This window comes from Streptomyces sp. NPDC001381 (genome assembly GCF_042895685.1).
GTDB lineage: Bacteria > Actinomycetota > Actinomycetes > Streptomycetales > Streptomycetaceae > Streptomyces.
The window spans coordinates 315412-341106 of sequence record NZ_JBIAWO010000003.1 but is presented as its reverse complement, the minus strand read 5'-3'; the positions used below and the strand labels follow the sequence as shown (position 1 = coordinate 341106).

27 protein-coding genes are annotated in these 25695 nt (G+C 72.2%); 16 read left to right on the top strand and 11 right to left on the bottom strand.

Annotated features, from left to right (window positions below):
* Positions 1 to 50: 50 nt before the first annotated feature.
* On the bottom strand, positions 51 to 1052 hold the full coding sequence (locus ACFY2L_RS15130) for a heavy metal transporter (RefSeq protein ID WP_390822540.1): 1002 nt from the start codon (positions 1050 to 1052) through the stop codon (positions 51 to 53).
* Positions 1053 to 1148: 96 nt separating this feature from the next.
* Between ACFY2L_RS15130 and dapE the strand changes: the two genes are divergently transcribed.
* Positions 1149 to 2228, top strand: a complete 1080-nt coding sequence (gene dapE, locus ACFY2L_RS15125) for a succinyl-diaminopimelate desuccinylase (protein ID WP_390661199.1) — start codon at positions 1149 to 1151, stop codon at positions 2226 to 2228.
* Between the two features lie 150 nt (positions 2229 to 2378).
* Positions 2379 to 3137, top strand: coding sequence for a TIGR00730 family Rossman fold protein (locus ACFY2L_RS15120; RefSeq protein WP_390661198.1), 759 nt, complete (start codon positions 2379 to 2381; stop codon positions 3135 to 3137).
* A 112-nt stretch (positions 3138 to 3249) separates the two neighbouring features.
* On the opposite strand, the gene folP is transcribed toward ACFY2L_RS15120, so the two are convergent.
* Entirely contained in the window at positions 3250 to 4110 is an 861-nt protein-coding gene (folP, locus tag ACFY2L_RS15115) for a dihydropteroate synthase (RefSeq protein ID WP_390822539.1), read from the bottom strand.
* A gap of 131 nt (positions 4111 to 4241) precedes the next feature.
* Between folP and ACFY2L_RS15110 the strand changes: the two genes are divergently transcribed.
* Positions 4242 to 4595: a DivIVA domain-containing protein gene (locus ACFY2L_RS15110; protein WP_390661224.1), complete on the top strand. Its 354-nt coding sequence runs from the start codon at positions 4242 to 4244 to the stop codon at positions 4593 to 4595.
* Positions 4592 to 5179 carry a DNA-3-methyladenine glycosylase I gene (locus ACFY2L_RS15105; RefSeq protein ID WP_390661196.1) on the top strand — a complete coding sequence of 196 codons (588 nt, stop codon included), beginning with the start codon at positions 4592 to 4594 and terminating at the stop codon, positions 5177 to 5179. Before ACFY2L_RS15110 ends, ACFY2L_RS15105 begins: the two co-directional genes overlap by 4 nt.
* Positions 5180 to 5286: 107 nt before the next feature.
* Here ACFY2L_RS15105 and ACFY2L_RS15100 read toward each other — a convergent pair whose 3' ends face one another.
* Positions 5287 to 6078 carry an enoyl-CoA hydratase/isomerase family protein gene (locus tag ACFY2L_RS15100; protein WP_390822538.1) on the bottom strand — a complete coding sequence of 264 codons (792 nt, stop codon included), beginning with the start codon at positions 6076 to 6078 and terminating at the stop codon, positions 5287 to 5289.
* A 379-nt stretch (positions 6079 to 6457) separates the two neighbouring features.
* On the opposite strand from ACFY2L_RS15100, the gene ACFY2L_RS15095 reads away from it, so the two are divergent.
* On the top strand, positions 6458 to 6625 hold the full coding sequence (locus ACFY2L_RS15095; RefSeq protein WP_003966491.1) for a DUF3117 domain-containing protein: 168 nt from the start codon (positions 6458 to 6460) through the stop codon (positions 6623 to 6625).
* A gap of 183 nt (positions 6626 to 6808) precedes the next feature.
* On the opposite strand, the gene ACFY2L_RS15090 is transcribed toward ACFY2L_RS15095, so the two are convergent.
* Positions 6809 to 7507 carry an O-methyltransferase gene (locus tag ACFY2L_RS15090; RefSeq protein ID WP_390822814.1) on the bottom strand — a complete coding sequence of 233 codons (699 nt, stop codon included), beginning with the start codon at positions 7505 to 7507 and terminating at the stop codon, positions 6809 to 6811.
* 163 nt (positions 7508 to 7670) lie between these two features.
* Between ACFY2L_RS15090 and sigE the strand changes: the two genes are divergently transcribed.
* The 5 genes from sigE (at position 7671) to ACFY2L_RS15065 (ending at position 13433) form a co-directional block, all read left to right on the top strand.
* Positions 7671 to 8456 (top strand): RNA polymerase sigma factor SigE, encoded by a 786-nt coding sequence (gene sigE, locus ACFY2L_RS15085; RefSeq protein ID WP_390661194.1) that lies wholly within the window; start codon positions 7671 to 7673, stop codon positions 8454 to 8456.
* Positions 8453 to 9418: a zf-HC2 domain-containing protein gene (locus ACFY2L_RS15080; RefSeq protein WP_390822537.1), complete on the top strand. Its 966-nt coding sequence runs from the start codon at positions 8453 to 8455 to the stop codon at positions 9416 to 9418. The genes sigE and ACFY2L_RS15080 overlap by 4 nt, the downstream gene beginning before the upstream one ends.
* Before the next feature lie 90 nt (positions 9419 to 9508).
* Entirely contained in the window at positions 9509 to 11863 is a 2355-nt protein-coding gene (locus tag ACFY2L_RS15075) for a trypsin-like peptidase domain-containing protein (RefSeq protein ID WP_390822536.1), read from the top strand.
* Between the two features lie 235 nt (positions 11864 to 12098).
* Complete coding sequence (locus ACFY2L_RS15070; protein ID WP_390661192.1) at positions 12099 to 12530, top strand: sec-independent translocase; 432 nt, start codon at positions 12099 to 12101, stop codon at positions 12528 to 12530.
* A gap of 237 nt (positions 12531 to 12767) precedes the next feature.
* Entirely contained in the window at positions 12768 to 13433 is a 666-nt protein-coding gene (locus ACFY2L_RS15065; protein ID WP_390661191.1) for a hypothetical protein, read from the top strand.
* Between the two features lie 49 nt (positions 13434 to 13482).
* Here ACFY2L_RS15065 and ACFY2L_RS15060 read toward each other — a convergent pair whose 3' ends face one another.
* From ACFY2L_RS15060 to ACFY2L_RS15050, 3 genes are read right to left on the bottom strand one after another with little or no spacing between them, the layout of a single operon-like run.
* Positions 13483 to 14616 carry an Mrp/NBP35 family ATP-binding protein gene (locus tag ACFY2L_RS15060; protein ID WP_390661190.1) on the bottom strand — a complete coding sequence of 378 codons (1134 nt, stop codon included), beginning with the start codon at positions 14614 to 14616 and terminating at the stop codon, positions 13483 to 13485.
* Between the two features lie 43 nt (positions 14617 to 14659).
* Positions 14660 to 15283: a DUF1003 domain-containing protein gene (locus tag ACFY2L_RS15055; RefSeq protein ID WP_390661189.1), complete on the bottom strand. Its 624-nt coding sequence runs from the start codon at positions 15281 to 15283 to the stop codon at positions 14660 to 14662.
* Positions 15273 to 16571, bottom strand: a complete 1299-nt coding sequence (locus tag ACFY2L_RS15050; protein ID WP_390661188.1) for a magnesium transporter MgtE N-terminal domain-containing protein — start codon at positions 16569 to 16571, stop codon at positions 15273 to 15275. The genes ACFY2L_RS15055 and ACFY2L_RS15050 overlap by 11 nt, the downstream gene beginning before the upstream one ends.
* Positions 16572 to 16791: 220 nt before the next feature.
* On the opposite strand from ACFY2L_RS15050, the gene ACFY2L_RS15045 reads away from it, so the two are divergent.
* Positions 16792 to 17550, top strand: a complete 759-nt coding sequence (locus tag ACFY2L_RS15045) for a hypothetical protein (protein WP_390661187.1) — start codon at positions 16792 to 16794, stop codon at positions 17548 to 17550.
* Positions 17551 to 17648: 98 nt separating this feature from the next.
* Here the strand turns inward: ACFY2L_RS15045 and ACFY2L_RS15040 are convergent, their stop codons facing one another.
* Positions 17649 to 18164, bottom strand: coding sequence for a hypothetical protein (locus ACFY2L_RS15040; RefSeq protein ID WP_390661186.1), 516 nt, complete (start codon positions 18162 to 18164; stop codon positions 17649 to 17651).
* A gap of 35 nt (positions 18165 to 18199) precedes the next feature.
* A complete protein-coding gene (locus tag ACFY2L_RS15035; protein WP_390661185.1) occupies positions 18200 to 19345 on the bottom strand; it encodes a magnesium and cobalt transport protein CorA in 1146 nt (381 codons plus the stop codon).
* Positions 19346 to 19832: 487 nt separating this feature from the next.
* Between ACFY2L_RS15035 and ACFY2L_RS15030 the strand changes: the two genes are divergently transcribed.
* Complete coding sequence (locus ACFY2L_RS15030) at positions 19833 to 20417, top strand: suppressor of fused domain protein (RefSeq protein WP_390661184.1); 585 nt, start codon at positions 19833 to 19835, stop codon at positions 20415 to 20417.
* Positions 20418 to 20457: 40 nt separating this feature from the next.
* On the opposite strand, the gene ACFY2L_RS15025 is transcribed toward ACFY2L_RS15030, so the two are convergent.
* Positions 20458 to 21681, bottom strand: a complete 1224-nt coding sequence (locus tag ACFY2L_RS15025; protein WP_390822535.1) for an MFS transporter — start codon at positions 21679 to 21681, stop codon at positions 20458 to 20460.
* Between the two features lie 181 nt (positions 21682 to 21862).
* On the opposite strand from ACFY2L_RS15025, the gene ACFY2L_RS15020 reads away from it, so the two are divergent.
* The 3 genes from ACFY2L_RS15020 (at position 21863) to ACFY2L_RS15010 (ending at position 24216) form a co-directional block, all read left to right on the top strand.
* Positions 21863 to 22504 carry a DUF6758 family protein gene (locus tag ACFY2L_RS15020; protein WP_390822534.1) on the top strand — a complete coding sequence of 214 codons (642 nt, stop codon included), beginning with the start codon at positions 21863 to 21865 and terminating at the stop codon, positions 22502 to 22504.
* Between the two features lie 135 nt (positions 22505 to 22639).
* Positions 22640 to 23497, top strand: coding sequence for a PHP domain-containing protein (locus tag ACFY2L_RS15015; protein ID WP_390661181.1), 858 nt, complete (start codon positions 22640 to 22642; stop codon positions 23495 to 23497).
* 113 nt (positions 23498 to 23610) lie between these two features.
* A complete protein-coding gene (locus tag ACFY2L_RS15010; RefSeq protein WP_390661180.1) occupies positions 23611 to 24216 on the top strand; it encodes a MarC family protein in 606 nt (201 codons plus the stop codon).
* Between the two features lie 107 nt (positions 24217 to 24323).
* Here ACFY2L_RS15010 and ACFY2L_RS15005 read toward each other — a convergent pair whose 3' ends face one another.
* On the bottom strand, positions 24324 to 24476 hold the full coding sequence (locus ACFY2L_RS15005; RefSeq protein ID WP_390661179.1) for a hypothetical protein: 153 nt from the start codon (positions 24474 to 24476) through the stop codon (positions 24324 to 24326).
* Between the two features lie 193 nt (positions 24477 to 24669).
* On the opposite strand from ACFY2L_RS15005, the gene ACFY2L_RS15000 reads away from it, so the two are divergent.
* Positions 24670 to 25566, top strand: coding sequence for an NYN domain-containing protein (locus tag ACFY2L_RS15000; RefSeq protein WP_390661178.1), 897 nt, complete (start codon positions 24670 to 24672; stop codon positions 25564 to 25566).
* Positions 25567 to 25695 lie beyond the last annotated feature (129 nt).

Below are 25695 nucleotides of genomic sequence, written 5' to 3'. Positions count from 1 at the left end.
CCGGCCGGCGGAACACCCCCGGGCATCACCCGGCCAGGTGATGGCCCGTACTACTGCCCGGTCACGATCCGTACGCTGCCCGTGCCCCCGGCCGACCCCGACGCCCCGGCGGCCTCCGTGCTGCCCGCGTCCGCCGCCCGCCACCGGCTGTCGGTGTTCCCGGCCGTCCACTCCCGGCCCGCGTACGACACCCGCTCGATGTGCAGCGCCGAGGCGTTGGCCACCGCCCAGTGCGCCAGCTGCCAGCCCCGTTCCCGGACCCCGCGCCCGGCGGCGGTGGTCTTCCGGGACACCGGCAGCGTCACGGTCCGCCCGTCGGTCTGCGCGGCGGGAACGTCACTGTCCGCCGCGGCGGAAGTCTCACCGTCGTCGTCGGCCTCCGCGTCCGCCTCCCGCAGCGCGTCCCGCCCGAAGTCGCGGGCGAGGGCCGCCCGCACCGCGGCGGGGCCCGTGACCGTCGCGGTGCCCACGCGTCCGTCGCAGGTCAGCGTGGCCGCCGAGGTCCCGGTGAGCGCGGCGGCCAGCAGCACGGCGTCCGTCTCGTGCTTGGCGTACGCCTCCGGGTAGCCGCTGCGCTGCACACGCTGCGCGGCGACGGTGAGGGGGAGTTCGGTGTAGTCCGGCACCTTGGCGAGGTGCTCGTAGAAGATGCTCGCCGCGTACGCCGGGTCCGTGACCTGCTTCGCGGTGCCCCAGCCCTGCGAGGGCCGCTGCTGGAACAGGCCGAGCGAGTCCCGGTCGCCGTGGGAGAGGTTGCGCAGGCCCGACTCCTGGATCGCGGTCGCCAGCGCGATGGCCACGGCCCGCTCGGGCATCTCCCGGTCGGTGCCGACGGCCGCGATCGTCGCCGCGTTCACCGCCTGCTCCGGCGTGAACTCGTACGTCGCCCCGTCCGCCGCTCCGGAGACGACTCTGCAGCCGGGATCGTCGGCTCCACCGGTGACGTACTGGACCACGACGTAGCCCGCGACGGCGGACAGGACCACGCAGGCCGCCCCGAAACGGAGCAGGCGGCGGCCGCGACGCTGGGAAGAGGGAGACGGCTCTGGCACGCGTACAAGGTACTGGAGAGTACGGAAACGGAGGAGAGAGAGGTGCGTGCGGCTGTGAAAAGCGCGACGGACTTCTGGCGCGTTAGGGTCGACCGCATGGCCGACACCCCTCTTGATCTCACGCTGGACGCCGCCGCCCTCACCGCGCAGCTCGTCGACTTCCCCTCCGAGAGCGGCACCGAGAAGCCCCTCGCGGACGCGATCGAGGCCGCCCTGCGCGCGCTCCCGCATCTCACGGTGGACCGCCACGGCAACAACGTGATCGCCCGTACGCACCTCGGCCGCCCCGAGCGGGTCGTCCTCGCCGGCCACATCGACACCGTCCCGATCGCTGGCAACGTCCCCTCGCGCCTGGACGAGGACGGCGTCCTGTGGGGCTGCGGCACCTGCGACATGAAGGCCGGGGTGGCGGTGCAACTGCGCATCGCGGCGACGGTCCCGGCCCCCAACCGCGACCTGACCTTCGTCTTCTACGACAACGAGGAGGTCGCCGCCGACCTCAACGGCCTCAAGCACGTCGCCGAGGCCCACCCGGACTGGCTCGCGGGCGACTTCGCGGTCCTGCTGGAGCCGTCCGACGGCCAGGTCGAGGGCGGCTGCCAGGGAACCCTGCGGGTGCTGCTGAGGACGAAGGGCGAGCGGGCGCACTCGGCCCGCGGCTGGATGGGCTCGAACGCGATCCACGCGGCGGCCCCCGTGCTGGCCCGCCTGGCCGAGTACACGCCGCGCCGGCCGGTCATCGACGGCCTGGAGTACCGCGAGGGCCTGAACGCGGTGGGCATCAGCGGCGGGGTGGCCGGCAACGTGATCCCCGACGAGTGCGTGGTCACGGTCAACTTCCGGTACGCGCCGGACCGCACCGAGGACGAGGCGATCGCGCACGTCAGGGAGGTCTTCGCGGACTGCGGGGTCGCCGAGTTCGTGGTGGACGACCACAGCCCGGGAGCCCTGCCCGGCCTCTCCCACCCGGCCGCCGCCGCCTTCATCGAGGCGGTGGGCGGCACCCCGCAGCCCAAGTACGGCTGGACGGACGTGAGTCGCTTCTCGTCGCTGGGCGTCCCCGCGGTCAACTACGGTCCCGGCAACCCGCACTTGGCGCACCGGCGGGACGAACGGGTCGAGACGGCAAAGGTTCTGGCGGGGGAGGAGCGCCTGCGGGCCTGGCTGACGGCATGAGAGGGCCCTCGGGGCCGGCGGCGCTGCGAGGCGGACACGCCGACGTCCCCCGCGCGTAACCCGCGTAGACCTACGCTGAGGTACGAACCACCCTCCCCGGCTTCCGGCTTCGCCCGGGCCGGGGAGGCCCCGATCACGGAGGGAGCTCATATGGGTACAGGCAACCCCGAGGGCAAGAAGCAGCCGCCGGAGGAACAGCGCCTGGGACCGGTCCTCCGGAGGCGCGGCCAGGTCACCGCGAGCACGACCGACCAGCGGCTGCTGGACGCCGGCGGCCCGTCGGACTGGGTCCACACCGACCCCTGGAGGGTGCTGCGCATCCAGTCCGAGTTCATCGAAGGCTTCGGCACCCTCGCCGAACTCCCCCCGGCCATCAGCGTGTTCGGCTCCGCCCGCACACCGGTCGACTCACCCGAGTACGAGGCGGGCGTCCGCCTGGGGCGAGGTCTGGTCGACGCCGGCTGGGCGGTGATCACGGGAGGCGGCCCGGGCGCGATGGAGGCGGCGAACAAGGGCGCCTGCGAGGCGGGCGGCACCTCGGTCGGCCTCGGCATCGAGCTCCCCTTCGAGCAGGGGCTCAACCCCTACGTCGACATCGGTCTCAACTTCCGGTACTTCTTCGTCCGCAAGATGATGTTCGTGAAGTACGCGCAGGGCTTCGTGGTCCTGCCCGGCGGCCTCGGCACCCTGGACGAACTCTTCGAGGCGCTCACCCTCGTCCAGACCCAGAAGGTCACCCGCTTCCCCATCGTCCTCTTCGGCACGGAGTACTGGGGCGGCCTGATCGACTGGCTCAAGAACACCCTCGTGGCGCAGGGCAAGGCAGCCGAGAAGGACCTCCTGCTCTTCCACGTCACGGACGACGTGGACGAAGCGGTGGCCCTGGTCTCCAAGGAGGCCGCCCGCTGACCCACCCGTCCGGCGGCTCCGCCTTCGCCCACCCGCCACCCGTCTCACGGGGGTGGAGGGGCGGAGCCCCCGGCGGCGGGCAGCGGAAGGGCCGCGGGGGCGGGGGAGTGGGTCAGGCCAGGCCTCTGCGGGCCACCGCCGGGGGACGGTGACCGGCGATCGACGCCACCATGTCCAGGACCTGCCGCGTCTCCGCCACCTCGTGCACCCGGTACACCTGCGCCCCCAGCCACGCCGACACCGCGGTCGTCGCCAGCGTGCCCAGCACCCGCTCCTTCACCGGCCGGTCCAGCGTCTCCCCGACGAAGTCCTTGTTGGACAACGACACCAGCACCGGCCAGCCGGTCTCCACCATCTCCGGCAGCCGCCGCGTCGCCTCCAGACTGTGCCGCGTGTTCTTCGCGAAGTCGTGCCCGGGGTCGATCAGGATCGACTCCCTCGGCACCCCCAGCTCCGCGGCCCGCTCCGCCAGCCCCACGGTCACCCGCAGAATGTCGGCCATGACGTCGTCGTACGTCACCCGATGCGGCCGCGTCCGGGGCTCCGAGCCCCCCGCGTGCGTGCACACCAGCCCCACCCGGTACCGCGCGGCCACCTCCGCGAGCCCGGGGTCCACCCCGCCCCACGCGTCGTTCAGCAGATCCGCCCCCGCCTCGCAGACCGCCTCCCCGACCTCCGCCCGCCAGGTGTCCACGCTGATGATCACGTCCGGGAACCGCCGCCGTACCTCGGCCACGAACCCGACCGTCCGCCGCGCCTCCTCCTCGGCGGTGACCTCCTCGCCCGGCCCGGCCTTCACCCCGCCGATGTCCACGATGGCGGCACCCTCCGACACCGCCTGCTCCACGCGCGCGAGCGCAGGCTCGTCGCGGAACGTCGCGCCCTGGTCGTAGAAGGAGTCAGGGGTCCGGTTCACGATCGCCATGATCACCGGCTCGTGGGCCCCGAATTCACGCCTGCCCAGCCTGAGCATCGCCTGTGACCTCTCCTGGTACGTCCTGCACATCCGCCGCCTGTGACCCTAACCGCCGGACCCGCATGGCACGATCGGACCCGGACACATTCGAGATCGAGCACACCGAGCGTGGAGACCCACCGATGGTTATGTTCCTGTTCCTGGTCATCGCGCTCGCCGTCGTGGTCGCCGCGGTGACACTCGCCGTGGTGGGCGGCGGCGAGGGCACCGGCCCGCTGCCCGAGGCGGTGCCGCAGCGGCTGCACGACCCGCTGCCCCCGGACCGCCCGGTCGACCGCTCCGACATCGACCACCTCCGCTTCCCGCTCGCCGCGCGCGGCTACCGCATGGCGGACGTCGACGACGCCCTGAACCGCCTCGCGGCCGAACTCGCCGAGCGCGACGCCCGGATCGCCGACCTGGAGTCCGCCCTGGCGGGCGCCCGGACCGCGCCCCGGCCCCACGTCTCGTTCGAGAAGCCCGACCCGGAGGACCAGCGGTGAGTGCCGGCACCGCCCTCGCCGGTCCGGACGGCGCGCTGCGCTGCCCGTGGGCGCTGTCCACCGCGGACTACGTGACCTACCACGACGAGGAGTGGGGTCGCCCGGTCCACGGCGACGACGCGCTCTTCGAGCGCCTCAGCCTGGAGGCCTTCCAGTCCGGCCTGTCCTGGATCACGATCCTGCGCCGCCGCCCGGGCTTCCGCTCCGCCTTCGCCGACTTCAAGATCGCCTCGGTCGCCGTCTTCACCGACGAGGACCGCGAGCGCCTCCTCGCCGACGCGGGCATCATCCGCAACCGCGCCAAGATCGACGCCACCCTCGCCAACGCACGCGTGCTGGCCGAGTGGGCCCCGGGCGAGCTGGACGAGCTCATCTGGTCCCACGCCCCGGACCCGTCCGGCCGCCCGGTGCCCGAGACCCTGGCCGACGTCCCGGCCGTGACGGACGAGTCGACGGCCCTGTCCAAGGCCCTGAAGAAGCGGGGACTGCGGTTCGTGGGCCCCACGACGGCGTACGCGCTGATGCAGGCGTGCGGGCTGGTGGACGACCACCTGGCCACCTGCGTGAGCAGAAGCGCCCCCTGAGGGGCGTGGGGCCGTACCGACAGGGGGGCGGGGCCGTGTCGACCGGACGGCGGGGCTTCACCGACGGGCGGCTCCGCCGCGGGCGCGGCCGCCCCCCGCACCCGAACTCAGCGGCCCAGGTACTTCGGCTTCTCCTTGTTGACGAAGGCCCGCACAGCGATGGTGTGGTCCTCCGACGCGCCCGCCCGGGTCTGCAGCTCGTCCTCCTTCTCCAGGGTCTCGGCCAGCGAGTGCGAGAGCCCGAAGGCCACGGCCTCCTTGATCGCCGCGTACGCCACCGTCGGCCCCTCGGCCAGCGCCCGTGCCACCTTCTCGGCCTCACCGCGCAGCTCCGCCGAGGGCACGACCCGGTTGGCGATCCCCAGCTCGTACGCCTCCTGAGCCGTGATGCTGCGCGGGAAGAGCAGCAGATCGGCGGCCCGACCGGGGCCGATCACCCGGGGCAGGGTCCAGGAGATGCCCGAGTCGGCGGTCAGCGCGACACCGGCGAACGACGTGTTGAAGGACGCCGTGTCGGCCACGACGCGGTAGTCGGCGGCCAGCGCGAAGCCGAAGCCGGCCCCCGCGGCGACCCCGTTCACGGCGGCGACCACCGGCTTCGGGGCCTCCGTCAGCGCCCGCACGACCGGGTTGTAGTGCTCCTTGACCGTGCTCATGACCTGCCCCGAGCCCTCCGCCAGCAGCCCGATGTGCTCCTTGAGGTCCTGGCCGACGCAGAAGGCCCGGTCCCCGGCGGCGGTCAGCAGCACCGCCCGTACGCCGGTGTCCTCGGCCGCCGCGCGTGCCGCGTCCCGCAGGGCGACCTTGGTCGCGACGTTCAGCGCGTTCATCGCCTCCGGGCGGTTCAGAGTGATCGTCGCGAGCCCGTCGCTCACCTCGTAGAGCACGGTGTCGGCCATGGCGTATCCCCTCCGTGTGGCGGCTCCCCGGCGTCCTACTGGTCGGTACGCCGGTGTACGAAGGACAGCATGGCGGAGATCATCGTCCGGGGACCGGACGCGGCGTGTGAGCTGCGTCAAAGAATTCGCCCCGGTTTACGGACCGCGTCTGTCTGTGCGGCGGCGCAGTATCGCAGCCACATCGCCGAATTGAGTGGTTTTGCTCGCGCGCGTTGCCCAAGCGATGCCTACTGATGTTGGTCATCGGGTCCTGAGATGCGGGATAATGGCTTGGAAGCAATGTGTTCGATGCCGGTGTCGCGTGTCCCACGCTGGACCGCGCGTGCCCTGCCAGGGCCGTCGGCTTTCACGTGAGCTGGTTTCAGGAAGGGGAACGAGCATGGCGGCCATGAAGCCGCGGACGGGCGATGGCCCGCTCGAGGTGACCAAGGAGGGGCGGGGCATCGTCATGCGCGTTCCGCTCGAAGGCGGCGGTCGGCTCGTCGTCGAGTTGACCCCTGACGAGGCCGACGCGCTCGGCGACGCTCTCAAGAAGGTCGTCGGCTGACGCGCAAGCGACCATACCCTTTCGGTCGCCCCGGCATCCCTCAGGGTGCCGGGGCGGCTGTTTGCCGCACGGCTCCCTCCCGGCGCCGCCCCACGGCGTCGCCCTGCGGCCCGGCCCAGCGGCGCCGGCCCGTGACCCCGCCCTACGGCGAAGGGACGCGGTGTCGCCCGTACGGCCCAGTGGTCACCGTTTGACCGCGCACAGCAGCCCGTCCCCCACCGGCAGCAGGGACGGCACCAGTTCCTGGCTCTCGCGCACCGCCCGCAGCAGCTCCCGGATCCGTATGACCTCCGTGGGCTGCGGGCCGGAGTCGACCGTGCGGCCGTTGGCGAAGACGCCCTCGAAGACGACGAGGCCGCCCGGGCGCAGCAGGCGCAACGATTCAGCGAGATAGTCCAGGAACTCCAGCCGGTCGCCGTCGCAGAAGACGAGGTCGTAGCCCGCGTCCGCGAGGCGGGGCAGGACGTCGAGCGCGCGGCCGGGGATGAAACGGGCCCGGTTGCTGGCGAAGCCGCAGGCGCGAAAGGCCTGCCGGGCGAACTGCTGGTGTTCGGGCTCCGGGTCGACGGTGGTCAGCACTCCGTCGGGGCGCATCCCGTGCAGCAGGTGGATCCCGGAGACGCCGGTACCGGTACCGATCTCCGCGACCGCCTTCGCGTCGACGGTGGCGGCCAGCAACCGCAGCGCGGCGCCCGTGCTGGGCGACACCGAGCGCAGCCCTGCCTCACGGGCCCGGTCGCGGGCCCAGCGCAGCGCGTCGTCCTCGGCGGCATAGGCGTCGGCGAACGCCCAGCTTGCCTGCCGGTTGCCGGTAATGACCCTCTCCTGTCCCCGTGGTTGCCTGGGCGTGACTGTATCCGTTGCCGCCGGGAACCCGCAGATGGGACCGGTCGTTTGTAGGGGTGGGAACGAGGACCGGGGGACACAGTTGGATCACGACGAGGGGCGAGAGTCCGAGCAAGTGCTGACGCAGCCGTATGAGCCGTGCCAGCCCAGATCAAATTCTCGTAAAACCGCTTATCCGGAGCTAACGGGCGAGGTGGCTATGGTAGGGGCTCCACTGGACACCACCAGAGCCGACAGGGGAGGTGCGGCTGCGCCCGTGGATCGGGGAGGAGTGCTGCGGCGCTTCCTCGGATCGGCGGCCAGGCCGAAATCCGTGAACGACACCGCTGCTGACCACAGTCCCGCCACTGGCTTCGCCGCCGGGCAGGCCCAGACCGCGACCTTCTCCACCGACGCGGACGGGCAGGCGTGGACTCCGCCCACCTGGGAGGAGATCGTCAGCATGCACAGCGGCCGGGTCTACCGGCTCGCCTACCGTCTCACCGGCAACCAGCACGACGCGGAGGACCTCACCCAGGAGGTCTTCGTCCGTGTCTTCCGCTCCCTGTCGACCTACACGCCCGGCACCTTCGAGGGCTGGCTGCACCGCATCACCACCAACCTGTTCCTGGACATGGTCCGCCGCAAGCAGCGCATCCGCTTCGACGCGCTCGGCGAGGACGCGGCCGAGCGACTGGCCAGCAAGGAGCCCACCCCGCAGCAGGTCTTCAACGACGCCCACTTCGACGCGGACGTCCAGCAGGCCCTCGACACCCTCGCGCCCGAGTTCCGCGCCGCGGTCGTCCTGTGCGACATCGAAGGACTGTCGTACGAGGAGATCGCCGCCACCCTGGGCGTCAAGCTGGGCACCGTCCGCTCGCGCATCCACCGCGGCCGTTCGCAGCTGCGCAAGGCCCTTGCGCACCGCTCGCCGAAGGCGCGGGCCGAGCGCCGCTCCTTCGCGGCGCGGGTGCCCGCTCTGGGAGGAGGGGGCGCGACCGCGTGAGTGGGACTCGACGCAATCCCGGCGAGGGGCTCCTCGCAGAGCAGCATCTGGGAGACCGGCTCTCCGCCCTCGTGGACGGCGAGCTCGGTCATGACACGCGCGAGCGCGTGCTGGCCCATGTGGCGACCTGTCCGAAGTGCAAGGCCGAGGTCGACGCCCAGCGTCGGCTGAAGAACGTCTTCGCGGAAGTCGCGCCGCCCGCCCCCTCCGAGAGCTTCCTGGCCCGTCTCCAGGGGCTCCCCGGAGGAGGTGACCCGGACGGCGGCGGCACGCCGCTGGGCGGGGGAGGGTTCGGTGACGGAGTCTTCGGGGTGAGAAGGGACCAGCCCTTCTCGTTCGGCTACGTGCCCGGGCGCGAGCACGGCCCGGTCCTTCCGCCCGCCCACGACCGAGGCTTCCGCGTCCACCCCGTCGGCCGTGGCGGCGAGCGGCACGACACCGAGCGCTCGCGGAGTCTGCGGTTCGCCTTCGTCGCCGCCGGCGCGGTGTCGCTGGCCGCGATCGCCCTGGGCGGGATGAACGCCGGTGTGGCGATCGACACCGCCGCGGACGCCCGCGGCCAGTCCGGCGGGAGCAATGTGACACCGGCCCGCACCCCGGGCTCGGCCACACCGCCCGAGAGCCAGCGCCGCCGGGCCACCGGACCGCTGCTCGCCCAGGGCGGCCAGCTCCTCGGCACCCCGGCGGCGCCGACCGAGGTGTCCGCCCCGCTGCTGCCCGGACTGCCCTCCCCGGACTCCGGCCGCACCGAGCAGACGGCCCTGCATCGGCTCACCGCCCCCATGGTGGCCGGCGCGGCGGCCATGTCCCCTCTGATACGCCCGCTCGGTACGAACCCTCCGGTCGCCCTGACCTCCTGGACCACCCCTCCCGAGGCCACCGGCGCCGGCCTGCTCGCCGCGCCCGTCCCCGACGCCACGTCCGCCCCCACCACCTCCCCCGCCGCGCAGAACCCCCGCTGACACGGTCCCTGCGCCGGTCCGCCGTGAACCTGGTTGAATCCAGGAGGCGGGGTCCGCCCGGCCGTTACGGGGTCCGACTGTGGGGAGAGCATGGACGAGGGGAAGCCCACGAAGGCGAAGTGGTGGAGCCGGCCTCGGCCGGGGGCACCCGAGGGGCCGGGAGAGCCGGAAGCACCGGCGGAGGGCGACTTCGCACCGGCCCGGCCCGCGGAGGCCTCCGACGGCGAAATGGCCTCGGCGGGGGCCCCGGAGCGCTCCGGCGCTGAGGCCGACGGCGTGCACCCCGGCCTCCCCGAGGGCGCGGACCCCGACGACCGGGACCTGGGCAGCGGCGACGGCGACAGCGACGGTGACTATGAACTGAGCCTCCCCGTGCGCGCGGCCGTCCCCGGCCCCGACGCGGCGGACACCCTCGGGGCGGCCGCCCCGACCGACGCACCGGTCCCCCCGGACCCGTCCTTCCCCCGAACGCAGGCTCCGCCCGAGGTGGTCCCCGCGCCGGACGCCCCGGAGACCCGGGCGGAGTCCGCGCCCGAGGTCCTGCCCCAGGTCGCCGCCGACGAACCTCCCAAGCCGCTGCACGACCCGGACCCCTACAGCACCCCGCCCTACGGAGAGCCGGGCCCCTGGGCGCCCGCGCCGCCCGTCCAGCACCCGGCGGCCACCGCCGCACAGGGGTTTGCGACCCAGGCCCCACCCCCGCCCGTCACCCCGGCCCCTGCGCCGCCCCCAGGCACCCCGGCCCCGCTTCCGGCCTCTGGCACCCCGGCCCCGCTCCCGGCCTCCGGTGCCCCGGTGCCTGGCGACGTGGCGCCGCTTCCGGCCTCCGGTGCCCCGGTGCCTGCGACGGCTCCGGGCATCCCGGCCCCGCCTCCGTTCGCCGAGACCCCGGTCCCCGGCATCCCGGTCCCGTCTCCGTTCGCCGACGCCCCGGTCCCCGGCACCCCGGCCCCGCTCCCGGCCTCCGGTGCCCCGGTGCCTGGCGACGTGGCGCCGCTTCCGGCCTCCGGTGCCCCGGTGCCTGCGACGGCTCCGGGCATCCCGGCCCCGCCTCTGGGCGCCGGTGCCCCGGCCCCTGGCACCCCGGTCCCCGGCGCCCCGGTCCCTTCCGTGCCCCCCGGTGCCGCATTCGCGGCCCCGCCCGTCGGCGCCCCGGCGCCGGCGCTCGTCTCCGCCGGCACCGACACCGCCACCCCCATGCCCGACCCCACCGCACCCCCCGCAGCCCCCGTACCTCCCACCGACCCCTGGCACCGCTACGACCCCTGGGCCCCCGTTCCCGCGGGGCCGCTGCACCAGACCGGTGCCGCTGTGCCCGGTGAGGCCGAGCGGCGTCGCACGGTGCGGCGGCGGCTGGCCGGGGGAGCCTTGGCGCTCGCGCTGGTCTCCGGGGTGCTCGGCGGGATCGTGGGCGCCCATCTGGAGCGCGGTGGCGGGCTGGGCGGGGTGAAGCTGCCGCAGGCGTCCGCGGAGCCGACCGGCCGGGCCGCGGACAGTGTCGCCGGGATCGCGGCCCGGGCCCTGCCGAGTGTGGTCACGCTGCATGTCAGCGGCAGCGAGGAGTCGGGTACGGGCACCGGGTTCGTGCTCGACACCCGGGGCCACATCCTCACCAACAACCACGTCGTCGAGCCCGCCGGAAGCGGCGGCGAGATAACCGTCGTCTTCAACGGGGGCGAGACCGCCGAGGCGAAGGTCGTCGGCCGGGACAGCGGCTACGACCTCGCCGTCGTCAAGGTCAGCGGGGTCGACGGGCTCCAGCCGCTGCCCCTCGGCAACTCCGACAACGTGCAGGTCGGCGACCCGGTCGTCGCCATCGGCGCCCCCTTCGACCTGGAGGGCACCGTCACCTCCGGCATCATCAGCGCCAAGGAGCGGCCCATCACGGCCGGCGGCGGGAGCGGCGACGGCAGCGATGTGTCGTACGTCGACGCGTTGCAGACCGACGCGGCCATCAATCCCGGCAACTCCGGAGGGCCGCTGCTCGACTCCCGGGGCCGGGTGATCGGCATCAACTCCGCCATCAGGTCGGCGGCGGACGGCTCCGCCCAGGACGGCGGGGAGGCGGGCTCGATCGGCCTCGGCTTCGCCATCCCCGTGAACCAGGGCAAGCGCGTCGCCGAGGAGCTGATCAACACCGGCCGGGCGACCCACCCGGTCATCGGCGTCACCCTCGACCTGGACTACACCGGCGACGGCGCCCGGGTCAGCACCAAGGGCGGTGACGGAGGCTCCCCGGTCACCCCGGGCGGGCCCGGCGACCTGGCCGGCATCGAGGCCGGGGACGTCATCACCGAGGTCGACGGCACCCGTGTCCACTCCGGGGACGAACTGATCGTCAAGACCCGCGCCCACCGCCCCGGCGACCGCCTGGAGCTGACCGTCGAACGCGACGGCCAGGAACGCACGCTCTCCCTGGTCCTGGGCTCCGCCGAGGGCGACTGAGCGGACGCCGGGTCCGGAACCCCACAGTGTTTGACAGCAACCTCACAGATCGGACCTGGAAACGCCCTCCGACAAGGCAAACAACGCGAAAAACCGGCCGCGGACACCCACTCGGACCCGGCGGCACGGTACCGGTCGGACACGTGCGACAGGTACCGTGGACCCGGCCCGGACCACGGAAGACCTGACCTGACCACCGAGGGCCGAGGACCGCGGACATCGCAAGGAGCTTCAGGTGTTCAATGACATAGGACCGCTCGAGGTGGTGACGATCATCGTCCTCGCCGTGCTCGTCTTCGGTCCGGACAAGCTCCCGAAGGTCATCCAGGACGTGATGCGCACGGTCCGGAAGATCCGTGAGTTCTCGGAGAGCGCCAAGCAGGACATCCGCGCCGAACTGGGCCCGGAGTTCAAGGACTTCGAGTTCGAGGACCTCAACCCCAAGACGTTCATCCGCAAGCAGCTGGACAACGAGGAACTGGGGCTGAAGGAGATCCGCAACGGCTTCGACCTGAAGAAGGAGATGGCCGAGGTCACCGACGCCGTCCACAGCCGTGACACGGGCTCCTCCGCCGGCTCCGCCGGCGACGGGCGCATCGACATGACGAAGAAGCCCGAGGAGCCTGGCAAGGACGACCGTCCGCCCTTCGACGCGGACGCCACCTGAGCGACCCCCGACGGCCGCCGGGCGACCTGCCCGGGTGACCGCCGAGCCCCTCGCGGTCCGTTCCGTGCCCCCTTCCGGGCGCCCCCTGAGCCGCCCCGCGCGACCCGTGCGCAGGGCGGCTTCACCGTCCCCCGGGGCGGGGTGGCTATGCTGCCTGGTTGTTGTGCGGAGCGGACGAGTACGCCCGAAGGGGGGCGGGCCGGCCACTCCGTCGAGAGCGAGGAGGCGTCCGGGCACATGGAGACGACGAGTCGGGCAGTCGAACAGGCGCCGGCCGCGGAGGGCGGACCACAGGTCCCCTCCGCCCGGCTGCGTACGGTCGACGGCTACCTTGAGGCGCCCTTCCCCTGGTACGGCCTCGACGAGGCCTTCACCGGGCCGCGCTGGCTGATGCAGGTGGGCACGGCGGCCGACGGGGCCGTCGAGCACGGTTCCATCGGACACGGTGACGAACCCTCCGTACGCCACGAGACGGCGGGCGAGGACCGCGGGAAGTTCGCGGTGGTGGTCACCGTCGCCGCCAACCCGGTGCGGCGCAGCCCGGACGGCACCGGTCTGCTGGAGGCCACCTCGGTGTCCTCGGCGGCCTGGCTGGCGGGGGTGGGGCTGCTGTCCTTCACCTGGCCGGGCCAGATGGACCACAGCCTGCGCGACGACTGGCTGGACCAGCAGACCGAGACGGCGTGGGTGCTCGCGGACGACCTCTCGGGGCCGGACTGGTCGACCCTCTCCCTGCCCGTCGACGGCGCGCCGACCCCCTTCCACTACCGCGAGTCCGAGTTCGGCTGGGTCCTGGCCGGCTCGACCGGGGCAGGGGTGCATCTGGGGGCGTACGGACGAGGCATGAGCGCGTACGGGCTCGGTTTCTCCGTCGTGAAGGACATCGCGGCGTACGCCGGGTAGCACGAAGGGTGCCCTCCGCGTGGAGGGCACCCCAGGGCCGTGGCGCTCGCTAGAACTTGTTCTTCGGGGTGATCCCCAGCGACAGTCCCGAAAGACCCCGCTGCCGTCCGCCCAGCTTGCCCGCGATCGCCCGCAGCGCCGAGCCCGCCGGGGACTCCGGGTCGGTCAGGACGACCGGCTTGCCCTCGTCGCCGCCCTCGCGCAGCCGGACGTCGATCGGGATGCTGCCGAGGACGGGGACGGACGCACCCGTGGTGCGCGTCAGGCCGTCGGCCACCAGCTGCCCGCCGCCCGTGCCGAAGACGTCGACCATCTCGCCGCAGTGCGGGCAGGGCAGGCCGGCCATGTTCTCGACCACGCCCACGATCTTCTGGTGGGTCTGGACCGCGATCGCGCCCGCCCGCTCGGCCACCTCGGCCGCCGCCTGCTGCGGGGTCGTCACGACCAGGATCTCCGCGTTCGGGACCAGCTGGGCCACCGAGATCGCGATGTCGCCCGTGCCGGGCGGGAGGTCCAGCAGCAGGACGTCCAGGTCGCCCCAGTACACGTCCGCGAGGAACTGCTGCAGCGCCCGGTGCAGCATCGGGCCGCGCCAGACGACCGGGGCGTTGCCCGGGGTGAACATGCCGATGGAGATGACCTTCACGCCGTTCGCCGACGGCGGCATGATCATGTTCTCGACCTGGGTGGGACGGCCGTCGGCGCCCAGCATGCGGGGCACGGAGTGGCCGTAGATGTCGGCGTCGACCACGCCCACCTTGAGACCGTCGGCCGCCATCGCCGCCGCCAGGTTCACCGTCACCGACGACTTGCCGACGCCGCCCTTGCCGGACGCCACCGCGTAGACCCGGGTGAGGCTGCCGGGCTTGGCGAACGGGACCTCGCGCTCGGTCTGGCCGCCCCGCAGGGCGTTCGCCAGCTCCTTGCGCTGCTCGTCGCTCATGACGTCGAGCGTGACGTCGACGCGCGTGACCCCCTCGACGCGCGAGACCGCGTCGGTCACGCGCTGGGTGATCGTCTCGCGCATCGGGCAGCCGGAGACCGTCAGGTACACGGTGACCGCGACCGCCCCGTCCGCACCGATCTCGACCGACTTGACCATCCCGAGTTCGGTGATGGGGCGGTTGATCTCGGGGTCGTTCACCGTCGCCAGTGCCTCGCGCACCGCGTCTTCGCTAGCCATAAGGACGATGGTACGGCGCCCACCGGGGCACCCGGCCAGCCCCTCAGCGGTCGTCTGCGTCACGTCCCGGCGACCGATCTGCCGGGAATACGACATGACCGCCGTGACCGCCATGACCGCCGCCGTGGCCCTTGTGCCCGTCGCGGCGCTCCTCCAGCTCCTTGAGCATGTCCTGCAGCTCGGAGCGGATCCAGTCGCGGGTGGCGACCTCGCCCAGGTTCATGCGCAGGGCGGCGATCTCCCGGGTGAGGTACTCGGTGTCCGCGATCGACCGCTCGTTCTGCTTGCGGTCCTGTTCGAGGTTGACGCGGTCGCGGTCGTCCTGCCGGTTCTGCGCGAGGAGGATCAGCGGCGCGGCGTAGGAGGCCTGCAGGGACAGCATCAGGGTCAGGAAGATGAACGGGTAGTTGTCGAAGCGCAGGTCGTGCGGGGCGAAGACGTTCCACAGCACCCACACGATGATGACGACCGTCATCCAGACGATGAACCGTCCGGTGCCCAGGAAGCGCGCGATGCGCTCCGAGAGCCGTCCGAACGCCTCCGGGTCCCATTCCGGCAGCAGCCGGCGCCGGGGCGGGCGCGGCTGGTCGAGCCGGGCGCGGGGGCGCGTGGTGGCGGTCGCGCCGACGGGCGTGCGGTCGCGGGTGCTCTCGCGCTCAGGAGCCATGGGCGGCCACCCCCTCGCCCGTCTCCTCGTTGTTCAGGTGGAACTCCGTCTCCCGCCAGTCCTCCGGCAGCATGTGGTCCAGGACGTCGTCCACGGTCACCGCGCCGAGCAGCGACCCGGCCTCGTCCACGACGGGCGCCGCGACCATGTCGTACGTCGCGAAGAACCCGGCGACGACCGGCAGCGCCGCGTCGGGGGCCAGGGCCTGCAGGTCGTCGTCGAGGACGGCGCTGACGAGGGTGTACGGCGGTTCGCGCAGCAGCCGCTGGAAGTGGACGGTGCCGAGGTACTTGCCGGTGGGCGTCTCGTCGGGCGGCCGGCAGACGTAGACCTGGGCGGCGAGCGCGGGGGAGAGGTCGGGGTTGCGGACACGTGCCAGCGCGTCGGCGACGGTGGCGTCCGGGCGCAGGACGATCGGCTCGGTGGTCATCAGACCGCCGGCCGTGTGCTCCTCGTAGGACATCAGGCGCCGCATGTCGGCCGCGTCGTCGGGCTGCATCAGGCTCAGCAGCCGTTCCTTGTCCTCCTCGGGCAGTTCGGCGAGCAGGTCGGCCGCGTCGTCGGGGTCCATCGCCTCCAGGACGTCCGCCGCGCGCTCCTCCTTCAGCTTGCCGAGGATCTCGATCTGGTCGTCCTCCGGGAGTTCCTCCAGGACGTCGGCGAGGCGGTCGTCGTCGAGGGCCGCGGCGACCTCGGCGCGCCGCTTGGGGGAGAGATGGTGCAGCACGTTGGCGAGGTCGGCGGGGCGCAGCTGCTCGAAGGTGGCCAGCAGGCTCTCGGCGCCCTGCCCCTGCTCCTCCAGCGAGAACCCGGTCACCGCCGACCACTCCACGGTCAGCGTCTCGCCCTTGGCCCGCCGGAACGCGCCGGCCTTCTTGCCCTTGCGGACGAAGACCCGGGTGATCTCCCAGTCCCGGCGGGCCGGCAGCTGCTGCACGGACACGTCGAGCACGGTGACCTCCTCGCCGGTCTCGACGAGCTTGACGCGCCGGTCGAGGAGTTCCCCGAAGACCAGCCGCTCGGTGGGCCGTTGCTCGAAGCGGCGGACGTTGAGCACACCGGTGGTGATGACCTGGCCGGACTCGATACCGGTGACCCGGGTCATGGGCAGGAAGATGCGACGCCGGGTGGACAGTTCGACGACCAGGCCGAGCAGCCGTGGGGGACGGCGTCCGACGCGGAGCATGACGACCAGGTCGCGCACGCGGCCCACCTGGTCGCCGTTCGGGTCGAAGACCGGGACACCGGCGAGGTGCGAGACGAAGATCCGGGGGACACCGGCTGCCATGACTGTGGTTCCCTGCTTCCTTCTTGGCTTCCTGCTGCGTCCTGCGGTGCTGCTGGTTTCCTTTTCCGAATTGCCCGCTCCTGCGGGCTTCAGGCTAGCCCGTCCCGATCGGATACGCCCTGGTGAGCGCTGCGGACGCACCCGTTCCGACAGCACCCCGGGACCCCGGTACGCTGCCGTACGCCGCTCAGCACACCCCCGCAGAAAGGCAGCCGTCTCCGTGACTGCGATTCCCCAGGGCCGTACCCGCAGGGCCGCACTGGTGAGCGCGATGTGCGCACTGGTCGTCGGCCTCGGAGCGGGCTGCAGCGAGGATCCGGACGCGGGCACCAACGGGGTGGGCAGGCTGCCCGCCGCCCAGATCCAGGCGAAGACGAAGACCGCCGCCGGTTCCGTGGACGCGGTGCGGCTGTCGGGGACCGTCGTCACCAGCGGCCGTACGTACAAGCTCGACATGCGCCTGAAGGAGGAGGGCGGCACCGGGTCGGTCACCTCGCAGGGGGCCAGCTTCCATCTGCTGCGGGTCGGCGAGCAGCTGTTCCTGAAGGCCGACGCGGCGTTCTGGAAGCACGAGGACGGCACGTCCGACGACAAGGGCGACCAGGGCACGGACACCGCGGCCGCGGACAAGCTCGACGGCAAGTACGTGAAGGTGCCGGCCGGGGACCCCTCGTACAAGAAGTTCAGCGTCTTCACGGACAAGGACCTCCTCCTCGACGGTCTGCTGACCCTGCACGGTTCGGTGAAGACGGACGGGCACCACGAGCAGGGCGGCGTGCGCACGATCCGGATCACCGGCGACGGCGGCGACGGCGGCACACTGGACGTCTCCCTGGAGGGCAAGCCGTATCCGCTGCGCCTGGTGCGCGCCGGCGGCGCGGGAACGCTGAGCTTCTCCTCCTGGGGCGAGGACTTCGCCCTGGAGGAACCGGCCCAGGGCGAAACGGTCGACTACGGCAAACAGCTCCCGACGTCCTGAGGGGTGCGCCTCGTACCCGTGAGGAGCACGGGGAGCCGCCGCGGCAGCCCCTAGGGGGTGTGTCGAAGGTCCCGCACACAGGACCTTCGAAACACCCCCTAGCCCCGTCGTCGGCGCCGCAGCAGCAGCTTCGGCAGCCCCGCGGGGATCGGCTCACGCGTCGTGGCAGGCGACGGCAGCGGCCGAGCCGCCAGATCGCCGTCGGGCAGCGGCAGCGTCGCCCCCGTCGGCTCCAGCCGCAGCACTCTGCACTCCCGGGCCCACCGCTGCGGCATGGCCTCGCCGTCGGGCGCGTTGAGCCGCTTGCCCTTCAGCTCGGCGACGGCCGCCTCCCAGGCCTCGGTCCCGGGCGCGAGCTGGACGACCGCCGCCGTCCAGGAGACCAGCCGGCCGCCCTTGTCCTTGCTGCGTACGGTGACCTCGGCCGAGCCGCCCTCGACGAGCCCCGGCAGCGGCTGCTCGCCCGGCCCGTCGCCGACCAGGCAGGCCGCGCCCTCGTGCCAGGCGTGCCACAGCGCACGCGCGGCCGGCTGGCCGGCGCCCCTGACCCAGATGAGGCCGGACTTCTTGGTGGCCTCCTCGACGAGGGCCTGGTCGAGCAGCTCGCTTGTCATGGCCCCCAGCCTAGTCAGCCCCGGTGCGGGGGTGGTCACAGCCAGCCGTTGCGCTTCAGGGTGCGGTGGATGCCGACGCACAGCCCGACCATGACCGACATGACGACCGGGTAGCCGAACTTCCAGTGCAGCTCGGGCATGTAGTCGAAGTTCATGCCGTACACCCCGCAGACCATCGTCGGGACGGCGATGATGGCGGCCCAGGACGTGATCTTGCGCATGTCCTCGTTCTGCGCGACGGAGGCCTGCGCGAGGTTGGCCTGGAGGATCGAGTTGAGCAGTTCGTCGAAGCCGATGACCTGCTCCTGGACCCGCGCGAGGTGGTCGGCGACGTCCCGGAAGTACTTCTGGATGTCGGGGTCGATCAGCCGCATCGGCCGCTCGCTCAGCAGCTGCATCGGCCGCAGCAGTGGGGAGGCGGCCCGCTTGAACTCCAGCACCTCACGCTTGAGCTGGTAGATCCGGCCGGCGTCGGTGCCGCGCGGGGTGCCCTTGCGGCCCGGCGAGAACACCTCGGTCTCGACCTCGTCGATGTCGTCCTGCACGGCGTCCGCGACCGCGATGTAGCCGTCGACGACGTGGTCGGCGATGGCGTGCAGCACCGCGGAGGGACCCTTGGCGAGCAGCTCCGGGTCGTCCTGGAGGCGGTGGCGCAGCGCGCGCAGCGAGCCCTTGCCGCCGTGCCGGACGGTGATGAAGAAGTCCTTGCCGGTGAAGCACATGACCTCACCGGTCTCCACGACCTCGCTGTTGGCGGTCAGCCGGTCGTGCTCGATGTAGTGGATCGTCTTGAAGACGGTGAAGAGGGAGTCGTCGTAGCGCTCCAGCTTCGGCCGCTGGTGGGCCTGCACCGCGTCCTCCACGGCGAGCGGGTGCAGCCCGAACTCGCTTGCGATACCGGCGAATTCGGCCTCGGTCGGCTCGTGCAGCCCGATCCACACGAAGCCTCCGTCGCGCCGCACCTGGCGCATGGCCTCCTGCGGGGACAGCGCGTGCGTGGACGGGACGCGGGAGCCGTCGCGGTAGACGGCGCAGTCGACGACGGCCGACGGCGTCGCGGGGTCGCGGGTGGTGTCGTACGCGCCGGTGTCCACCCGGACACCGCCCTTGCGGACGCCGCCCTTGAGCAGGGAGGGACGGGCGGGGCGGACCACGGCACGCAGGTCGCGGATCATCGACATGGCAGGCTCCTTCGCATCGGGCGGCGAAAGGCCGCTGCGACGGGTGGAACTACCCGGAATGAGGACGTCCTGCTTCGGATGTTTGGCACGTCCACAAAGCGGGGAGCACCGCATCGTCGCGGTGGCGGGTTTCGCTGCGATTCAGATCAGACAGATCAGGGAGAACGAAACGAAGTGCTCTTCCGCGCGAGGACGCGAGCGTGAGAGGCGGCGGTCAGCCGAAACCAAGAGCAGCTGCATCAGCGGCCGGAAGAGCGAGTGGTACTGCACGGGTGACTTCGATCCATGACAGCCCCACCTCCTCCAGCCGGTCCCTCGTAAGGGAGTCCCAAGGGCGTCGGGGCAAGATCGCGACTCCCCCAGCGCCTGTGCGGCCTGGGCGGTACCCCCATCTGCGTGGTACCCCGAACGACCGGGCAAGAGTATCAGCCGACTGAAGTGTCAAGGCGCTGCTTTGCCCGCTACTGACGAGTTCTATGCTCGCGACATGGCTGATGTTCTTCCTCTCGTCGAGGCCCGGTTGCGTACGGCGCTGGGCGAGCCGGACGCCCGCGCGGCGGTCACGTTCCTGGGCGCGGACCGCATCGAGGTGCTCCGCTTCCACGAGGGCGACATCGTCCGCTACGCCACGCTCGGCATGTCCGCGCAGCCGATGGCGGACCCCACCGCGGTGCTCGCCGACCCGGTCAAGGGCCCGCGCGCCGAACTGGTCGTCTCCGTGCGGGGCGGGCTCGCCGAGACCGACAAGGTGCTCCGGCCGCTCGCCGTGCTCGCCGCGTCCCCGCAGGTCGAGGGGGTGGTGGTGGCCCCCGGCGCCTCCCTCGACGTGGGCGGGCCGCTGTGGCCGGGCGCCCCGTTCACCTCGGTCCTGGTCGCCGAGCCGGGCGGACTGGTGGAGGACCTGGAGCTCGACGAGCCGCTCGACCCGGTCCGCTTCCTGCCGCTGCTGCCGATGACCCCGAACGAGGCCGCCTGGAAGCGCGTCCATGGCGCCCAGGCGCTCCAGGAGCGCTGGCTGACGCACGGGACGGATCTGCGGGATCCCGCCCGCAGGTCCGTCCCGCTCGACTGACGCCTCGTGAGGAACGTCACGAACCCGACGCCGGGAAACGTCAGTTGGCGAAGACGGTGACCGAGTCCTCGGTCGCGTGCCGCGGCGTCAGCCGTTCGGCCTCGTGGACAAGTGCCTTGCGCCGTACGGCGACCACGGCGGCGCCGGCGACCGCGGTGGCCGCCGCGACCACGAACGGGACGTGGATGTCGGTCCATTCCTCGATCTTCGGCGCGAACCAGGGCGCGGCCGCGGCGGCGAACCAGCGGACGAAGTTGTAGCCCGCGCTCGCCACCGGCCGCGGGGCGTCCGACACGCCCAGCGCCAACTCGGTGTAGACGGTGTTGTTCACACCGATGAACGCGCCGGACAGGATCGTGCAGACGATCGCCGTGGTGTGGTCGCCGTAGCCGAGGACCAGCACGTCGGCCGCGAGCAGCACCAGGGAGCCGCCGAGCACCTTCAGCGAGCCGAACCGCTCCTGCAGCCGCGGTGCCACGACCACCGAGAAGGCGGCGAGCAGCACGCCCCACGCGAAGAACACCGCCCCCGACTTGTAGGGGGTCATGTTCAGGACGAACGGGGTGAAGGCCAGCACGGTGAAGAACGTGTAGTTGTAGAAGAACGCCGAGGCCGCTGCGGAGGCGAGGCCGCCGTGGCCGAGCGCCCTGACCGGGTCGAGCAGGGAGATCTTCCGGGCCGGCTTCGGCTGCTCCTTCAGGAACACCGTGATGCACAGGAACCCGACGGCCATCAGGAACGCCGTGCCGAAGAACGGGTAGCGCCAGCTGGCGTCTCCGAGCAGCGCGCCCAGCAGGGGACCACAGGCCATGCCGAGGCCGAGGGCGGACTCGTACAGGAGGATGGCGGCGGCGCTGCCGCCGGCCGCCGCGCCGACGATGACGGCGAGGGCCGTCGAGACGAAGAGGGCGTTGCCGAGGCCCCAGCCGGCGCGGAAGCCGACGAGTTCGGCGACCGACCCGGAGGTGCCGGCGAGGCCCGCGAAGGCGACCACGAGGGCGAGGCCGAGCAGCAGGGTCTTCCGGCCGCCGATCCGGCTGGAGACGAAGCCGGTCACCGGCATCGCGAACGCGGTGATCAGGAAGTACGAGGTGAAGAGCAGGGAGACCTGGCTGGGTGTGGCGTCGAGGCCCTGGGCGATGGACGGCAGGATCGGGTCGACCAGGCCGATGCCCATGAAGGCGACGACGGAGGCGCCGGCCGTCGCCCACACCGCCCCCGGCTGTCGCAGGAGGCCGCCGGCTCCCGCGTCGAATGCGTCCATGTTCCTCTCGCTCCCGCTAGATGGTTGGTATATGCATACAGTAAGTTAGATTGGCTAATTAATGCAAGATGCATCTAGTTCGGCGCGGTGAGGGCGCGGAGGCGGTTCGGCGTGAACTCGTTCCGTCCGGACGGGTGATCGTCCTTGACGTGGGCCTGCTCGGGTAGGACCGTGGGGCCCTATGAGGGGCGAACCCAGTTGCCCGAAGTGTGGTGGCCGGGTCAGGGCTCCCGGACTCTTCTCCGACTCCTGGCAGTGCGATGTGCATGGGACGGTGCATCCGCTGCAGCCCGTGATCCCGCCCAGCGTCGAGGCCCTCAGTGTCGTGGTGCACCGCACGCAGGTGCCCGTGTGGATGCCGTGGCCCCTGCCGGTGGGCTGGCTGTTCACGGGCGTGACGTACGCCGGTGACGACCGCAGTGGCGGCCGTGCCACCGCGGTCGCGTGCTCCGGGCCCGGACCGCTGGGCGGGATGGGTGAACTGATCCTGGTCGCGGAGGAGCTCGGCGTCGGCCTCGGTGCGCGCTACGCGGGCATCGACGGACCGGACCCGGGGCCGTACATGAGCGTCGAGAAACCCGCGCAGGCCAAGGTGCTGGCCGCGGGCCGTCCCGCCCCGCTCTGGCATGTCTCCGCCACTCCGGACGACCGTGCGGTCTTCGCGGGCGAGGCGCGGGGGCTGTGGCTGTGGGCGGTGGTCTGGCCCGAGCAGTCCGGCCTCCTGCTCTACGACGAACTGGTGCTGACGGATCTGCGGGACGCGGGCGCCGAGGTGGAGCTGGTGCCGTGCGGCGCCCTGTCCCCGCGTCTGCTCAAGCCGTAGGGGCCGGGTCGGCGCGCCCGGAGCTGTGCGCTCCCTGTAGGGGGCGCACCCCGGCTACGGGTGTGACACGGGGCGGGTGAACGGGCGCTATGCTGAAGCGTCCCTTCCGTACCGTCCCGCCTTGGAGTCCGCGTCGTGCGCATCGATCTGCACTGCCACTCCACGGCCTCCGACGGCACGGACACCCCGGCCGAGCTGGTGCGCAACGCCGCCGCCGCCGGACTGGACGTCGTCGCGCTGACCGATCACGACACCACGCGCGGGTACGCCGAAGCCGTCGCCGCGCTGCCGCAGGGGCTCACCCTCGTCACCGGCGCCGAGCTGTCCTGCCGTCTCGACGGCGTCTCCCTGCACATGCTGGCCTACCTCTTCGACCCCGAGGAGCCCGCCCTGCTCGCCGAGCGCGAGCTGGTGCGCGACGACCGGGTGCCCCGGGCGCAAGGCATGATCGCCAAGCTCCGGGGGCTGGGCGTGCCCGTCACCTGGGAGCAGGTCGCCCGGATCGCGGGTGACGGCTCCGTGGGGCGGCCGCATGTCGCGACCGCGCTCGTCGAACTCGGGGTCGTGCCGACCGTGAGCGACGCCTTCACGCGGGACTGGCTGGCCGACGGCGGCCGGGCCTACGTCGAGAAGCACGAGACCGACCCGTTCGAGGCGATCCGCCTGGTCAAGGGCGCGGGCGGGGTCGCCGTCTTCGCGCACCCGGGCGCCAGCAAGCGCGGCCGTACGGTCCCCGAGGCCGCGATCGCCGAGATGGCGGCCGCCGGCCTCGACGGCATCGAGGTCGACCACATGGACCACGACGAGGACACGCGCGCGCGGCTGCGCGGCCTCGCGAAGGAGCTCGGTCTCCTGGTCACCGGCTCCTCGGACTACCACGGCAGCCGCAAGACGTGTGTGCTCGGCGAGTACACGACCGACCCCGAGGTGTACGGGGAGATCACCCGGCGCGCCACGGGGGCGTTCCCGGTGCCGGGGACCGGCGGGGCCTGAGGGTTCACCTCCGCCTCCGAGCGGCGCTTCTCCGTCCCGGAGGGCCGCCTCCGCCCGGGAGGGCTCACTCCCGACACCCGTTTTCACCCACTTTCCGCAAGGCCTCTGTACTGATGTTCGACGTTGCCGTCTTCGGCTCCCTCTTCCTCACCCTTTTCGTCATCATGGATCCCCCCGGGATCACCCCGATCTTCCTCGCGCTGACCGCCGGACGCCCCGGCAAGGTGCAGAAGCGGATGGCCTTCCAGGCGGTCTGCGTGGCGGGCGGGGTCATCGCCGTCTTCGGGCTCCTGGGTCACCAGATCCTCGACTACCTGCATGTCTCCGTGCCCGCGCTGATGATCGCGGGCGGGCTGCTGCTCCTGCTGATCGCGCTCGACCTGCTCACCGGCAAGACCGACGAGCCCCAGCAGACCAAGGACGTCAACGTGGCGCTCGTGCCCCTGGGGATGCCGCTGCTGGCCGGTCCCGGGGCGATCGTGTCCGTCATCCTCGCCGTGCAGAAGGCCGACAGTGTCGCCACCCAGGTGTCGGTGTGGACGGCGATCCTCGCCATCCATGTCGTGCTGTGGCTGGTGATGCGCTACTCGCTGCTGATCATCCGGGTCATCAAGGACGGCGGCGTGGTCCTCGTGACGCGGCTGGCGGGCATGATGCTCTCCGCGATCGCCGTGCAGCAGATCATCAACGGGGTCACCCAGGTGATCCGGGGGAGCTGACCGCCGCGGTGAGGCGCGCCCCCCGTGGTGCGGAGCCGCCACGGCACAGAGCCCCGTACGGCGTCCTGCCGTACGGGGCTCTGAAGCTTCTGTAAGGGACCCGAGGGTTACGAGGCCGTGGAGTCGGCCGGACGGATCCACAGCCGCTGCCCGATGGCGGCGGCATCCTGAACGATCCGGTTGACGGAGGCGGCGTCCACGACGGTGCTGTCCACGGGTGTGCCGTCGACGTCGTCGAGTCGCATGATTTCGAAGCGCACAGGCTTCTCCCTTCGTCTGGTCATCCTCCTGGAGGATTGCTTGCTACACGAGTAGTCAACGTGCCGCGTGTTACAAACATTCCCTACGCTAAAGAAATTTTTCGAACGACTAATTACTAACCGGTAAGAGAGCTTGCGGAGACTGAACGGGATCGGTTGTGTTCACAGCGTGACCGCCGGGACAATGGAGGTGATGAACGACGACCTCGCGGCCCTCGCCGCCCGCATCGACCGCACGAACGAGCTGCTGACCCGCATGCTCGCCGAGGTGGCCAAGACGCCCTCGACCCATGCGATCTTCGTCGACGCGGGGTATCTCTACGCGGCCGCGGGCCGGCTCATCGCCGGGACGGAGGACCGCAGGGCCTTCGACCTCGACGCCGAGGGCCTGATCGAGGCGCTCATCGACCGCGCCCGCACGATCTTCGCCGACAGCCGGCTGCTGCGCGTCTACTGGTATGACGGCGCCCGGCGCCGCATCCACACCGGGGAACAGCAGTCCATCGCCGAACTCCCCGACGTCAAGGTCCGGTTGGGCAACCTCAACGCCAACAACCAGCAGAAGGGCGTCGACTCGCTGATCCGGAGCGACCTTGAGTCGCTGGCCAGGCACCGGGCGATCAGCGACGCGGCGCTGCTCGGCGGCGACGAGGACCTGGTCTCGGCCGTGGAGGCCGCCCAGGGGTACGGCGCCCGCGTCCATCTCTGGGGCATCGAGGCGCCGGAGGGCCGCAACCAGGCCGAGCCGCTGCTCTGGGAGGTCGACAGCCAGCGCACCCTCGACCTCGACTTCTTCAAGCCGTACGTCGCCCGGCGCACCGCCGCGGCCTACGACGCGAGCGGCGCGAGCCGGCCCGCCCGCGAGGACGTCCGCTTCGTCGGCGCGCAGATCGCGGCGAAGTGGCTGGCCGCGCGCGGCCGGGAGGCCCTCGTCGAACTGCTGCCCGGCCACCCCTATCTGCCCGGCTCCGTCGACCAGGACCTCCTGGTGGAGGCCGAGGGCATCCTGCAGTACTCCCTGCGCGGCCAGGCCGACCTCAGGCGCGCGCTGCGGGACGGCTTCTGGGAGCACGTGCAGACGCAGTACTAGGTCGTGGGCGCCCCCGCCCCCCCCGCGCCCCCCCCCGCCGGGGGGCCGGGGGGGGCCCCCCCCCCCCCCCCGGGGGCGGCCCCCCCCCCCCCCCCGCGCCGGGGGCGGGGGGGCCGGGGGGGCCCCGGT

Coding starts and splice junctions, on each gene's coding strand:
- dapE (WP_390661199.1), top strand. CDS start 1,149: ATGGCCGACACCCCTCTTGATCTCACGCTGGACGCCGCCGCCCTCACC.
- ACFY2L_RS15120 (WP_390661198.1), top strand. CDS start 2,379: ATGGGTACAGGCAACCCCGAGGGCAAGAAGCAGCCGCCGGAGGAACAG.
- folP (WP_390822539.1), bottom strand. CDS start 4,110: ATGCTCAGGCTGGGCAGGCGTGAATTCGGGGCCCACGAGCCGGTGATC.
- ACFY2L_RS15110 (WP_390661224.1), top strand. CDS start 4,242: ATGTTCCTGTTCCTGGTCATCGCGCTCGCCGTCGTGGTCGCCGCGGTG.
- ACFY2L_RS15100 (WP_390822538.1), bottom strand. CDS start 6,078: ATGGCCGACACCGTGCTCTACGAGGTGAGCGACGGGCTCGCGACGATC.
- ACFY2L_RS15095 (WP_003966491.1), top strand. CDS start 6,458: ATGGCGGCCATGAAGCCGCGGACGGGCGATGGCCCGCTCGAGGTGACC.
- sigE (WP_390661194.1), top strand. CDS start 7,671: ATGGTAGGGGCTCCACTGGACACCACCAGAGCCGACAGGGGAGGTGCG.
- ACFY2L_RS15075 (WP_390822536.1), top strand. CDS start 9,509: ATGGACGAGGGGAAGCCCACGAAGGCGAAGTGGTGGAGCCGGCCTCGG.
- ACFY2L_RS15065 (WP_390661191.1), top strand. CDS start 12,768: ATGGAGACGACGAGTCGGGCAGTCGAACAGGCGCCGGCCGCGGAGGGC.
- ACFY2L_RS15060 (WP_390661190.1), bottom strand. CDS start 14,616: ATGGCTAGCGAAGACGCGGTGCGCGAGGCACTGGCGACGGTGAACGAC.
- ACFY2L_RS15055 (WP_390661189.1), bottom strand. CDS start 15,283: ATGGCTCCTGAGCGCGAGAGCACCCGCGACCGCACGCCCGTCGGCGCG.
- ACFY2L_RS15050 (WP_390661188.1), bottom strand. CDS start 16,571: ATGGCAGCCGGTGTCCCCCGGATCTTCGTCTCGCACCTCGCCGGTGTC.
- ACFY2L_RS15040 (WP_390661186.1), bottom strand. CDS start 18,164: ATGACAAGCGAGCTGCTCGACCAGGCCCTCGTCGAGGAGGCCACCAAG.
- ACFY2L_RS15035 (WP_390661185.1), bottom strand. CDS start 19,345: ATGTCGATGATCCGCGACCTGCGTGCCGTGGTCCGCCCCGCCCGTCCC.
- ACFY2L_RS15030 (WP_390661184.1), top strand. CDS start 19,833: ATGGCTGATGTTCTTCCTCTCGTCGAGGCCCGGTTGCGTACGGCGCTG.
- ACFY2L_RS15025 (WP_390822535.1), bottom strand. CDS start 21,681: ATGGACGCATTCGACGCGGGAGCCGGCGGCCTCCTGCGACAGCCGGGG.
- ACFY2L_RS15020 (WP_390822534.1), top strand. CDS start 21,863: ATGAGGGGCGAACCCAGTTGCCCGAAGTGTGGTGGCCGGGTCAGGGCT.
- ACFY2L_RS15010 (WP_390661180.1), top strand. CDS start 23,611: ATGTTCGACGTTGCCGTCTTCGGCTCCCTCTTCCTCACCCTTTTCGTC.
- ACFY2L_RS15000 (WP_390661178.1), top strand. CDS start 24,670: ATGAACGACGACCTCGCGGCCCTCGCCGCCCGCATCGACCGCACGAAC.